The sequence below is a fragment of the Burkholderia sp. HAN2018 genome (assembly GCF_024704855.1).
Taxonomy (GTDB): domain Bacteria; phylum Pseudomonadota; class Gammaproteobacteria; order Burkholderiales; family Burkholderiaceae; genus Burkholderia; species Burkholderia cepacia.
This window is the reverse complement of sequence record NZ_QOBB01000061.1, coordinates 21084-33472: the sequence shown is the minus strand read 5'-3', so window position 1 is coordinate 33472 and position 12389 is coordinate 21084. Positions and strand designations below refer to the sequence as shown.

12 protein-coding genes and 1 pseudogene are annotated in these 12389 nt (G+C 67.3%); 6 read left to right on the top strand and 7 right to left on the bottom strand.

Features of this window, described 5'->3' with window-relative positions:
- The 4 genes from DPV74_RS17665 to infA form a co-directional block, all read left to right on the top strand.
- The coding region (locus DPV74_RS17665) for an RND family transporter (RefSeq protein ID WP_162923070.1) at positions 1–1103 on the top strand (1103 nt) is incomplete at its 5' end.
- A gap of 68 nt (positions 1104–1171) precedes the next feature.
- On the top strand, positions 1172–2251 hold the full coding sequence (locus DPV74_RS17660; RefSeq protein WP_060359131.1) for a Rieske 2Fe-2S domain-containing protein: 1080 nt from the start codon (positions 1172–1174) through the stop codon (positions 2249–2251).
- A gap of 290 nt (positions 2252–2541) precedes the next feature.
- Positions 2542–2745, top strand: coding sequence for a cold-shock protein (locus tag DPV74_RS17655; protein WP_006483056.1), 204 nt, complete (start codon positions 2542–2544; stop codon positions 2743–2745).
- Between the two features lie 468 nt (positions 2746–3213).
- A complete protein-coding gene (infA, locus tag DPV74_RS17650; RefSeq protein ID WP_027791717.1) occupies positions 3214–3477 on the top strand; it encodes a translation initiation factor IF-1 in 264 nt (87 codons plus the stop codon).
- Positions 3478–3645: 168 nt separating this feature from the next.
- Here infA and DPV74_RS17645 read toward each other — a convergent pair whose 3' ends face one another.
- Positions 3646–4452, bottom strand: coding sequence for an alpha/beta fold hydrolase (locus tag DPV74_RS17645; RefSeq protein ID WP_060207170.1), 807 nt, complete (start codon positions 4450–4452; stop codon positions 3646–3648).
- A gap of 413 nt (positions 4453–4865) precedes the next feature.
- Here DPV74_RS17645 and DPV74_RS17640 point away from each other — a divergent pair, with 413 nt between their 5' ends.
- Both DPV74_RS17640 and DPV74_RS17635 read left to right on the top strand, forming a co-directional pair.
- Positions 4866–6113, top strand: coding sequence for an alkaline phosphatase family protein (locus tag DPV74_RS17640; RefSeq protein ID WP_119337649.1), 1248 nt, complete (start codon positions 4866–4868; stop codon positions 6111–6113).
- Complete coding sequence (locus DPV74_RS17635; protein ID WP_119337648.1) at positions 6110–6352, top strand: hypothetical protein; 243 nt, start codon at positions 6110–6112, stop codon at positions 6350–6352. Before DPV74_RS17640 ends, DPV74_RS17635 begins: the two co-directional genes overlap by 4 nt.
- On the opposite strand, the pseudogene DPV74_RS17630 reads toward DPV74_RS17635, so the two are convergent.
- The 6 genes and pseudogenes from DPV74_RS17630 to DPV74_RS17605 form a co-directional block, all read right to left on the bottom strand.
- Positions 6335–6538: pseudogene (locus tag DPV74_RS17630) on the bottom strand (MFS transporter); the annotation flags it as partial. The gene DPV74_RS17635 and the pseudogene DPV74_RS17630 overlap by 18 nt on opposite strands.
- Positions 6539–6541: 3 nt before the next feature.
- Positions 6542–7573 carry a 4-hydroxy-2-oxovalerate aldolase gene (dmpG, locus tag DPV74_RS17625; protein WP_060061670.1) on the bottom strand — a complete coding sequence of 344 codons (1032 nt, stop codon included), beginning with the start codon at positions 7571–7573 and terminating at the stop codon, positions 6542–6544.
- A gap of 16 nt (positions 7574–7589) precedes the next feature.
- On the bottom strand, positions 7590–8489 hold the full coding sequence (locus DPV74_RS17620; protein ID WP_060359128.1) for an acetaldehyde dehydrogenase (acetylating): 900 nt from the start codon (positions 8487–8489) through the stop codon (positions 7590–7592).
- A 13-nt stretch (positions 8490–8502) separates the two neighbouring features.
- Positions 8503–9285 (bottom strand): 2-oxopent-4-enoate hydratase, encoded by a 783-nt coding sequence (gene dmpE, locus DPV74_RS17615; RefSeq protein WP_021159451.1) that lies wholly within the window; start codon positions 9283–9285, stop codon positions 8503–8505.
- 102 nt (positions 9286–9387) lie between these two features.
- The gene (locus tag DPV74_RS17610) at positions 9388–10770 is read right to left on the bottom strand and encodes a DUF1329 domain-containing protein (RefSeq protein ID WP_059697322.1); all 1383 of its coding nucleotides are present in this window, start codon (positions 10768–10770) and stop codon (positions 9388–9390) included.
- Positions 10771–10808: 38 nt separating this feature from the next.
- On the bottom strand, positions 10809–12374 hold the full coding sequence (locus tag DPV74_RS17605) for a DUF1302 domain-containing protein (protein ID WP_119337647.1): 1566 nt from the start codon (positions 12372–12374) through the stop codon (positions 10809–10811).
- Positions 12375–12389: the final 15 nt, after the last annotated feature.

Here is a 12389-nt window from a genome sequence, read left to right as displayed (position 1 = left end):
CCGGCGCGCCGGAGCTGCGCGCGAACTCGCGCTACAACATCGACAACGCGGCGATCACGCACCAGTACAACATCGGCGTGGACGTGCTGTCGGTGATCGTCGAGACGACCGGCTTCGACGACGCGTGCCTGCATTACCCGGTGATGAGCGCGATCGAGCGGTTCGAGATGAACATGCGCGGCGTGGCCGGCGTGCAGTCGGTGACGAGCGTGTCGTCGCAGGGCAAGGTGTTCATCGCCGCATTCAACGAGGGCAACCCGCGCTGGGCCGCGCTGCCGCGCTCGAGCGACGGGCTCACGCAAGGCTCCAACGCGTTCGACCCCGACAACGGGATGAACACCGCGAACTGCAAGGCGATCCAGGTCCTGATCTACACGAAGAACCACGAAGGCACGACCATCGCGCACATCGTCGACGAGATCAGGCGCTTCGCGGCAGAGAACCCGACGCCGAACGTCGCGTTCCGGCTCGCGGGCGGCAACGTCGGCGTGATGGCGGCGACCAACGAGGCGGTCGGCGACGCGGAGATCGCGATGCTGCTGTCGATCTTCGGCGCGATCGCGCTGCTCTGCGCGGTCGCGTTCCGCTCGTGGCGCGCGGTGCTGTGCATCATCGTGCCGCTCACGCTCGTGTCGATCCTGTGCAATGCGGTGATGGCGCTTCTCGGCATCGGGCTGAAGGTCGCGACGCTGCCGGTGATCACGCTCGGCGTGGGCGTGGGCGTCGACTACGGGATCTACCTGTACGAACGCCTGCAGCACGACCTCCGCCACGGCGCGACGCTGCCGGACGCATTCGCCGACGCGATGCGCCAGCGCGGCACGGCCGCGCTGTTCACGGCCGTCACGATGTTCATCGGCGTCGGCACGTGGGCGTTTTCCGCGCTGAAGTTCCAGGTCGACATGGGCGTGCTGCTCGCGTTCATGTTCCTCGTGAACCTGTTCGGCGCCGTGTTCCTGCTGCCCGCGCTCGCCGCGTGGCTCGGCGTCGAGCGTGCCGAGCGCCGCGTGCAGCACGCGCATGCGCATGCGCAGCCGTCGCCGGCGGCTCCGGCAACGCTGAAACCGTCGCCCGCGCTCGAACCCGGCAACCCGGTGCGCTGACCGGCGCCCCCCATTTCCCCCGCGCGCGGCCGGCCGCCGCGCGTTGTCCACAAGAGGAGTCAACCCACATGTCCGCACGCCCTTACAAGATCGAAGCCCAGCCGCTCGCGCAGCGCTATGCGCGCGGCTGGCACTGCCTCGGGCTCGCCCGCGACTACAAGGACGGCAAGCCGCACACGCTGAACGCCTTCGGCCGCAAGCTCGCCGTGTTCGCCGATTCGACCGGCAAGGTCAACGTCGTCGACGCGTACTGCCCGCACATGGGCGCCGACCTGAGCCTCGGCACGGTACAGGGCGACAACCTCGTGTGCCCGTTCCACGGCTGGGCGTGGAGCGGCGAAGGGCAGTGCGCATCGATTCCGTATTGCAAGCGGATCCCGCCGAAGGCGCGCATCGGCGCATGGCCGACCTGCGAGGAAAACAACCTGCTGTTCGTCTGGAACGACCCGGAAGGCAACGCACCGCCGCCCGAAGTCGCGATTCCGCGCCTCGACGTGTGCTTCTCCGACGAATGGTCGGACTGGGTCGTCGACAAGATGGTGATCCAGGCCAACTGCCGCGAGCTGGTCGACAACATCTCGGACGTCGCGCACTTCGCGACCGTGCACCGCGCGCCGATCGACTATTTCGCGAACCTGTTCGAGGATCACAAGGCGACGCAGTTGATGGTCGGACGCAGCGAGAAGCTCGGCGGCGACGCCCTGACCGCGCTGTCGACGTATTTCGGGCCGGCCGTGCACATCACGCAGATGACGGGGCAGAGCGGCGGGCAGCCGATCCACTCGGTGCTGCTGAACTGCCACGTGCCGATCGACATGAACAGCTTCGAGCTGCGCTACGGCGTGATCGTGAAGAAGGTGGCCGGGCTGTCCGACGAGCAGAACACGGAGATCGCGAACGCGTACGTGAAGGAAGCGCAGCGCGCGTTCTACGAGGACGTCGACATCTGGCACAGCAAGACGCGGATCGACAACCCGCTGCTGTGCGAGGGCGACGGGCCGCTGTACCAGATGCGCGACTGGTATTCGCAGTTCTACCTGGACGTGGCGGACGTGCGGCCGACGAGCGTCGCGCGCAAGGCGTTCGAGATGCGGATTCGCGAAGGCGATGCGCCGCCGGCGCTGCATCACGTGTTCGAGCCGCGGTAAGAACCGGCGGGCCGTCCGCCGGCCGGAAAGCGGGGGCGCATCGAAATGCGTCCCGTCGTCCGGCAACACCCGCCGCGCAAGGCGCACGCGGCGGGTGTGCTTGTGCGCCGCATCAAAATGACTTGACGAAACGGCCGCTACCGCGTAGTGTCCATGGCCGAAGTGTTCAAGAAGTTCGATTGCTCATCATTGGCCGCACTCCGTGCGGCGGTCGTTGGTCTCTCCCTCTTTTGAGTCTTTCTGTGCCCGTTGCGGGCGCATGTTCAATTATTCGTATTAAGGAAGTATTTGTGGATACCGGTACCGTCAAGTGGTTCAACGAAACCAAGGGCTTTGGTTTCATCTCCCCGGACAACGGCGGCGACGATCTGTTCGCCCATTTCTCTGAAATTCGCGGCACGGGCTTCAAGACCCTGGCCGAAGGCCAGAAGGTCAGCTTCGAAGTGAAGCGCGGCCCGAAGGGTCTGCAAGCGTCGAACATCACGCCGCAGTAAGCCGCATCGGCAGCGGCCGCCAAACGGTGGCCGCCGTCGGACGGATTGGCGCGCACGGCGCCGCTTCGGCGGCAGCCGGCGCGTTTCCGATGCGCACGACCGATGCATCGCGACATTCACGATGCATCGGTCGTGTCGCCTCCCTCATCGCATGCCTGAACGGCGTGCGACGCAACGCCCTCGCGAAGCGCCCGCCGCTTCGCCAGCGTATCACCGCTTCAACGCATCAACCCGAGCAGACCGCCGCCATGCCTTGCCGGCGCGGTCCCGACTTGCGCGGCGCTTTATGCGCCGCCGCCACCGACCGCCTGAACGCCGCAACGCGCCGGGCTCCGATCGCAAGACAGGCCCACGGCCCGTCTGAACGAACCGATCCCCGGCAGCCTGCCGGCCGCCGTCCCGTTGCGGGACACGGCGCCGGGCAGATCGCCGCGGCTGCGGTCAATTACCTTGTCTGGAGGAATTGGTTTGGCAAAAGAAGAACTGCTGGAACTGGACGGAATCGTCGACGAAGTGCTGCCGGACAGCAAATACCGTGTCACGCTGGAAAACGGCGTGGTGGTGGGCGCGTACGCGTCGGGCCGCATGCGCAAGAACCACATCCGCATTCTCGCGGGCGACCGCGTGACGCTGGAACTGTCGGTCTATGACCTCACCAAGGGCCGCATCAACTTCCGGCACAAGGACGCGAATTCGCCGCGTCCGCAGCGCACCGGCGGGCCGCGTCGTTAAGCGGCAACGATCGGCGCGCAACCGCGTGCCGATCGAATCCCGTCCGGCCTCCACGGCCGGACGAACCGGATGAACGGCACATGACGTGCCGTTCATCCGGTCGCCGGCGGCGTCGTCACGCCGCGCCGGCCAACCCCGCCTTCATCGGCCGCCGCGCGTGCGCAACGCTCAGGCAGCCGCGTCCCGCAGGAAATCCTCGATGGCCATCGCGAAATACGGCGGGCACTCCTGCATCGGGTAATGCCCGCTATTCGGTATCGTCGCAAGCCGCGCGTTCGGATGCCACGCCAGGAATGTCGCCTGTATCGCCGCTTCGTCGAGCCCCGGATCCTTGTCGCCGACGATCACCAGGAAGCGCGTGTCGAGCCCGCGGACATCGTCGACGAAATCCGTTCCGGTCAGCATGTCGAGATACGCGAGCCGGCAGGCCGGCGCCACGCGCTCGCGGTTCTGCCGCAGCTTCAGGTCGGCCCAGCGCGCCGACAATCCACCCGTCACGAATCGCATGAGCCGGCGAAACGCATCGTCATCGACGGCCGTGCTCGCGAAGAACGCGCGCGCGTCGTCGTTCAGGCGGTTGCCGGCCGCCGACACCGGGCACACGGCGATCGCGCTCTTGATGCGGGCGGGCGCATCGGCGGCGAGCCGTTGTGTCGCCATGCCCGTCATCGAATGGCCGATCACGTGAAAGCGCGGCCAGCCGAGACGGTCCGCGAGCGCCAGGCAGTCGGCCGAGATCTCGTCGACGGTACAGGTGCCGCGCAGGTGGATGGATTCGCCGTAGCCGCGCAGGTCGACGAACACGTACGTGAATGCCGATTCGTCGAGATACGGGAGCAGCGCCGCGTAGTTCGTATGGTCGCCGAGCCAGTCGTGCAGAACCATCACGCATTCGGGGCCGGTACCGTGCCGCAGGTAGCCGAGGCCGTCGTGGTCGGCGTTCGGCCCGGAGGAGAGGGTGTCGATACGGTTCATTTCAAGGCGTTTCCTTTTGGTGGGTGAACCAAAACGAAACGCCCTCCCGGCGAACCGGGAGGGCGTCTTGAAAGTGCGTCGATCGTATCGGGCCGACCGGCGAAAGTCAACGTTCGACGTGCCATCCCGCCCGACACGTCGATGCGGCGCGCATTGACCGGCGGTTGTCGTCCGACAGCCGCAACGCGATCGTCAGACCGATGTCGTGACGCGGAAAGCCGCGCCGGCCGGCGGCTGACCGCACGCGCGACGACGCCGTTCGCGTGCGGCTTTACGTGCGGGCCGGCGCGGTCGTACACTCGTCGGCAATTCGCGGCCCGCGCCGCGTGTGCGGCTTTCAATTCCTTCAGCGTCTTTCAGCGGGCCAACGGCCGTGCCAGCCGGACTTTCGTCGCGCGACGCCAGGAGGCGCCATGAGTGCAGACGCAGCCCCCGCATCCCCGTCGGTTCAGGACCGCATCCGGCACGTGTTCGTGCTGATGCTCGAGAACCGCTCCTTCGACCACCTGTTCGCGCTGTCGGGCTACCCCGGCATCGTCGCCGCGTCGCCGGGCAACAGCAACGCGTATGGCGGCGCGGTCTATCCGTTCGGCGGTGGCGCGCCCGACCGGATGCCGACCGATCCGTGCCACGAATTCACCGACGTGCTCGAGCAGCTCTGCGGCGCGGGCGTGCCGTTCGTGAAAGGGCAGCCCTATCCGCCGGTTCGCAATACCGGATTCGTGTCGAACTACGCGACGTCGCGTTCCGAAGGCAAGCCGCCGCAGCCGGCCGACGCGGGCAAGATCATGCAGGGCGTCGACATCGCGACGCAGGCTCCGTCGCTGCACACGCTCGCGAACGCGTTCGTGCTGTGCGACGCGTGGCACGCATCGATGCCGGGGCCGACCTGGCCGAATCGCTTTTTCCTGCACGGTGCGTCGTCGGCCGGGCTCGATCATTCGCCGACCAGGGAGGAAATGGCCGGGTGGGACGCGTTCGACGGTTTCCCGTATCCGAAGGGTTCGATCTTCGCCGCGCTCGGCGACGACAACTGGCGCATCTACCAGGACCAGACGGGCAATCCGGTCGGCCACGTGCCGCAGGTCGCGTCGCTGAAGGGCATCAGCTTCTTCGACATCGACGACCTCGCGCATTTCGAGGCCGATCTCGCGGCGGGCCATACGGCGCGCTATACGTTCATCGAGCCCGGTTACGGCGACATCGTGCACGGCACCTACCAGAACGGCAGCTCGCAGCATCCGATGGACGGCCTCGCCGGCGGCGACCAGCTCGCCGCGCGCGTGTACAACGCGATCCGCAATTCGCCGGTGTGGAACAGCAGCCTGCTCGTGATCTGCTACGACGAGCACGGCGGCTTCTACGATTCGGTCGGGCCGGGCGCTGCGCCGCCGCCGAACGATGGCGCGGCGGCGACGCTGAACGCGAGCGGCTTCGGGTTCGACGTGTACGGCGTGCGGGTGCCGGCGATCGTGATTTCGCCGTGGGTCGCGGCCGGGCAGGTCGACCATACGGTGTACGACCATGCGTCGGTCGCCGCGACGCTCGAGCGGCTGTTCGGCCTGGCGCCGCTGACCGACCGCGACCGTCTCGCGAACGATCTGCTGGGGCTCGTGACGACTACGTGCCGGACGGATTGTCCGCAAAGGATCGGAACATGAGTACGACATCGGACCCGCGCGATGCGCTGCCCGTGCGCGACGGCACGAGCCTGATCGCATACCTGCACATCCTGAAGAAAGCGCATGCGGCGCTGGTCGGCCATGACAAGGCCCATCAGCGCTTCAGCGAGATCGTGACGCGAGGGCAGGCGCGGCAATACATCGAGGAACTGATGCCGTCGCTGCTGCAGGCGCGCGCAGCGCATCGGCGGCGCAGGCACGGCGGGAAGCATCAATGATGCGGCGAGCGGCACCGATACCGAAGGCGCGAGCGCGCACAGCAGCGATGCAACGGTGAAGGGAGCCGTGCCGGCGATGAAGATGCGGCGCCGGCCGTGCAAATCGGCGAGCAGCCGGCCCGTCGGCAGCAGAAGCGAGGTTGCCGCGCCGCCGACGACCCGTTGCACTGCGCCGACACCGGCGTTTGCTTACGCCGCCACCTCCCGCGCCCGCACCATCGTCAGCGCCGCGTCCTCGATCATGTCCTCCTGCCCGCCGACGAGCCGCTGCCGGCCCAGTTCGACGAGGATGTCGCGCGCGGGAATCCCGTACTTCGCTTCCGCGCGCTTCGCGAACAGCAAGAACGACGAGTAGACGCCCGCATAGCCGAGCGTCAGCGCGTCGCGGTCGAGGCGGATCGGCGAATCCATGATCGGCACGACGAGATCCTCGGCGACGTCCGAGATCGCGAACACGTCGACGCCCGTCTCGATCCCCATCCGGTCGCACACCGCGACGAACACTTCCATCGGCGTGTTGCCCGCGCCGGCGCCGAGGCCGGCCGCGGCCGCATCGATCCGGTTCGCACCGGCCGCCACGGCCGCGACCGAGTTCGCGACGCCCATCGCGAGGTTGTGATGGCCGTGGAAACCGAGCTCCGTCTCCGGCTTCAGCGCGTCGCGCACCTGGCCGATCCGCGCGGTCACGTCGTCGGGCAGCATGTGGCCGGCCGAATCGGTGATGTAGATGCAGTTCGCACCGTACGATTCCATCAGCTTCGCCTGCACGACGAGTTGCGCCGGCGACGACATGTGCGCCATCATCAGGAATCCGACCGTATCGAGGCCGAGCGTGCGCGCGAGGCCGATGTGCTGTTCCGATACGTCCGCTTCGGTGCAGTGCGTCGCGACGCGAATCGTGCCGACGCCGAGTTCGTGCGCCATGCGCAGATGCTCGACGGTACCGATGCCGGGCAGCAGCAGCGCCGACACCTTCGCCTGCTTCAGCTCCGGGATCACGGCGCCCAGGTACGCCTCGTCGGTGTGCGCGGGGAAACCGTAGTTGACCGAGGCGCCGCCGAGCCCGTCGCCGTGCGTGACCTCGATCAGCGGCACGCCGGCCGCGTCGAGCCCGCGCGCGATGTTGCGCATCTGGTCGAGCGTGATCTGGTGGCGCTTCGGGTGCATTCCGTCGCGCAACGACATGTCGTGGACGGTGATCTTCTTGCCTGCAAGTGACATCGTGTGACTCCTCGACTCAAGCGGTGGCGGCCGTCGCGGCCAGCATCTGTTCGGCGAAACGCTCGGCCGTGGCGGCCGCGGCGGCGGTCATGATGTCGAGGTTGCCCGCGTACTTCGGCAGGTAGTCGCCGAGCCCTTCGACCTCCATGAACACCGACACGCGATTGCCGTCGAACACCGGGCCGTTCTTCAGCGTATAGCCGGGCACGTAGCGTTGCACTTCCTTGACCATCGCATGCACGGACGCGGTGATCGCGTCGACGTCGGGCGGGCCGTCGGTCAGGCAGTGGATCGTGTCGCGCATGATCAGCGGCGGCTCGGCCGGGTTGATCACGATGATTGCCTTGCCCTTGCGTGCGCCGCCGACCTGTTCGATCGCGCCGGACGTCGTGCGCGTGAATTCGTCGATGTTCTTGCGCGTGCCGGGGCCGACCGAGCGCGACGATACCGTTGCGACGATCTCGCCGTATGCGACCGGTTGCACGCGCGACACCGCGTACACCATCGGGATCGTCGCCTGGCCGCCGCAGGTCACCATGTTCACGTTCGCCTGCGCGCTGTCGAGATGCGCGTCGAGGTTCACCGGCGGCACGCAGTACGGCCCGATCGCGGCGGGCGTCAGGTCGATCATCTTCACGCCGAGCGCGGTGAGCTTGTCGGAGTTGTCGCGGTGCACGTAGGCCGACGTCGCGTCGAACGCGATGCGGATCTCGTCGGCGGCGACGTGCGGCAGCAGCCCGTCGACGCCCTGGTCGGTGGTCTTCAGGCCGAATTCGCGTGCCCGCGCGAGGCCGTCGGAGGCCGGATCGATGCCGACCATCCACACGGGCTCAAGCACCGGCGAGCGGCGCAGCTTGACCAGCAGGTCGGTGCCGATGTTGCCGGGCCCGATCAGTGCGCATTTGATTTTCTTCATCAGGATGGTTCCTTTAGATAAAGCGGACGTCGCAACTGCCGATGCCGGAGATATGCATCGACAGTGCGTCGCCGGCCGTGACCGGGATCAGTTTCGCGAGCGAGCCGGACAGCACGATCTCGCCGGCAAGCAGTGGCACGTCGTACGCGGCGAGCGTGTTCGCGAGCCACGCGACCGCGTCGGCGGGATGGCCGAGCGCCGCGTCGCCGCGGCCTTGCGCGACGGGCTCGCCGTTCTTCTCGATCGTCATCTCGCACGCGGCGAGATCGAGCGTGCGCGGGTCGACGCGCGTTTCGCCGAGCACGTATACGCCGCACGACGCGTTGTCGGCGACGGTGTCCTCGATGCGGATCGCCCAGTCGCGGATGCGCGAGTCGACGATCTCGAAGCAGGGCGCGACGGCGGCCGTAGCGGCGATCACGTCGGTGCGGTCGATGCCGGGGCCGCGCAGGTCGCGCGCGAGGATGAACGCGATCTCGCCCTCGGCGCGCGGCGCGATCAGCGAATCGGCGGCGATCGCCTCGCCGGCCGCGTAGTGCATGCCCGACAGCAGGATGCCGAAATCGGGCTGGCGCACGTTCAGCATGTCCTGCACGGCCTGGCTCGTCACGCCGATCTTCTTGCCGACGACCGCCTCGCCGTGTTCGACGCGGCGTTCGATGAAGCGCTGCTGGATGCGGTACGCGTCGTCGAGCGACAGGCGGCGCGCCCGGCCCGACAGCGGCGCAACCGGTGCGCGCGCGTGCCATGCGGCGTACAGCTCGTCGCCGAGCGTCGTATGCAGGCGGGAAGACATGAAAGGGCCCTCGAATGGAAATGGCCGCCGTCACGGGCGGTGTCGTGCGCCGGAGCGGGGCTCCGGCGCGTGGGTCGCGGGCATGCCGCGTCGGTCGGTCGATCAATTGCCCGAACTGCGGATCGCGTCAGGCGAGAAATACGCCTCGTTGAACTGCGGGCTGTTGTCGAGCTTCGGCATCGGGCCTTCGTTCGTCAGGCGGTCGGCCATGTACGCGCCGGAGATCAGGTCGTGGAAGAACACCGCGCTCGGGTAGAACACCTTCGCGTCGTAGGCGTACAGCGACGTCGCGACGTTGGTGCGCCACAGCTGGCCGCGCGCGTCGTAGTTGTCCGCGAGCAGCGATTGCCACGAATCCTCGTCGATGTACAGCACGCGCTTCGCGTACTGGTGACGGTAGCCGCTCTTCAGCGTGGCCTGCAGCACCCACACGCGATGCAGTTCGTAGCGGATGTAGCTCGGGTTCTCGTGGCCCTTGGTCAGCAGTTCGCCGTACTTCACCGCGCTGTCCATCACCTTGTAGTTGTTGTACGGCACGTAGATCTCGCGCTTGCCGACGATCTTCCAGTCGTAGCGATCGCCGGGGCCGTTGTACAGGCGGTCGTCGTCGACCGTGCGGAAGCCGCCCGGGCCCTGCGGCTGGTCGTAGCCGTATTCAGGCGCCTGGCGCACGCGCCGCGTGCCGGGGTTGTACATCCACGTGCGCGACGAGTTATCCGCGCCGGCCTTGTCCCAGTTCGTGAAGCCGACGATCAGCGAGCCGCGATCGGACAGCGGCAGCTCCGTCGCGTTGCGGTAGTACGTGCGGTTGTTCAGGTCGCTCTTCACGTCGTACTTGCCGACGTTGCGCGGCGAGTAGATGTCGTAGCGCACCTTGCCCCACGCGATGTTGCCGTCGGAGTAGACGACCGCCTGGTCGTAGGTGGCCTGCTCGGTGCCGATCGACGACGAGAAGCGCTGGTTCCACAGCAATTCGGCGGCGGTCTTCGGGATCGGATAGGGCACCGTCGGCGGCGCGTTCGTGAGGCCGTTCGCGTCGGACGTCATCGTCGAATCCGGCGCGTACGTGCGAATGTCCTTGTAGACGGAATCCGGGTAGCGGAAGTCTCGGTGGGTCGGGTAGACGATGATCTTGAACGTGGCCGGATAGCGCTTGAACATCGCCTTCTGGCCGTCGGTCAGGTGCTCCGCGTACTGCGCCATGTTCTCCGCGGTGATCGTCGCGACCGGCTTCTCGCTCGCGTACGGATCGGGGTAACGGCTGCCGCGCTTGTACTGCACGTCCGGCGGCGTGCCGAGCCACTTGCCCGACCACTCGGGCACGCCGTTGTCCTTGCTCGCGGCGCGCACGGCGCCCATCGGGGTCAACTGGCCGTCGAGCGCCTTCAGGTCGTCCGGCGTGACCTTCGGGTACGACGCCGTCGCGGCGAGTGCGCACGCGGCGATCACCGACGCGCGCAGGAGGGGGAGACGAATTCGCTTCATGACAAATCCTCTTGCTGAGTGACGAGCGGCCGGGCCGCTCAGAAGTGGTAGGTCGCCGTGGCCAGCACGTAGTCGCGATCCGCGAGCGGGCGCGTGACCGGGTTCGGCGAGCCGAGGAACTTCGCGTAGACGAGCGACAGCTGCAGGTTGCTCAGGCGCGTGAACGTCACGCCGGCCGTCACGCGGTGGTCGCCCTGGCCCGTCAGCGAGCCGAGTGCGCCGGCGAGCGGCGACGTGCCCGTCAGGTCGTGCGTGTAGGTCAGCGGCACGTCGAGATCCCAGCCGTTGAACACGTTCTTGTAGCTGAGCGTCCACGCGATCTCCATCGCGAGCGCGTTGCGCGAGTTGGCGAGCGTGGTCGACCCGTCGAGCTCGGAGATGCTGCCCGCATGCACGTACGTCAGTTCGCCGATCAGCGACTGCGAATTCGCGAGGAAGCTCGGCCCGATCGAGTAGATGCCGGACAGGTTGGTCTGCAGCACGTTCGCGCGCGTCGATTGCGGGCCCGTCGGCGTATTGACGAGCACCGCCGCGCCCTGGCGGTACGACACTTCGCCCGCGACGTTCACCGGGCCGACCTGCGTCGAGAAGCTCGCGCCGGTCAGCTTGATGTTGCTGAAGTAGGTCTGCTGGTACTGGAGCGTCGGGAAGTACGTGGTGACGACGCTCGGGTTCATGTCGTTGTAGTGCAGGTGGTACAGGCCCAGCTCGGTGTCGCCGAGCACGCGAAAGCGCGCGCCGATCCCCCACTGGTTACGTGCGCTCGGCTTGTCGTCGGGGCCGCGCGGAATGATCATCCCGCCCGGGCCGATGATGAACTGCGCGCCCGGGCCGGTCACGTCGGAGTAGCTCCAGTACGTGCCGGGCGCGGTCAGCCGGTTCTGCTGGTACGAGAACTGGTAGTAGCCGAGCAGGCTGAAGTTCGGCGTGATCTGCCACTGCGTCGAGATCTGCGGCACCGGCAGCAGGATGTCCTTCACCTCGGCGCCGGCCATGTACGACTTGGTCGCGTCGGACGGCCCCTGTGCACCCGCGATGTTCGGGAAGAACAGGCTTTCGCCCCACGCGACCACTTGATCGCCAACCTTCACGTTCAGGCTCGTCGAACCGATGTGGAACGTGTTGTATGCATACGCGGCGAGCAGCGTCGTGTGGCCGCCCGACCAGTAGCGCGCGTCGCTCGTGAAATTGTTGTACTGGCCCGACTGGTTCACGGTGCCCGGCGCGTCGTTGTAGTTCGGGCGGCGATAGGCCTGGTCGTAGAACGTGTCGGCACGCACGAACACACCCCAGTCGTCGTGCTTCAGGTTCACTTCGCCGAGCAGGCTGACCTGGTTCTCGATCAGCTTGTTCTTCGCGAAGTTGCGGTCACCGTCGTCGCCGTTGATGTTCGCCGGCGTGAGGAGATTGCCGCTCGGTGCGCGGGTGCGCATGCCGAGGCCGTAACTGAGCGTGAACGTGTAGTCCAGCGTCGTGTCGGCGCCCAGCTCGATCGTGCTGCCGGCGTGCGCGCCGGGAACGGCGCACGTCAGCAGCGCGGCGGCCAGCGTCGACAGCGTGGCGGTGGCCCGCTTGTCGGTACGGCGCGAAATCCGTTGATGCATGGTGTCTCCTCTTGG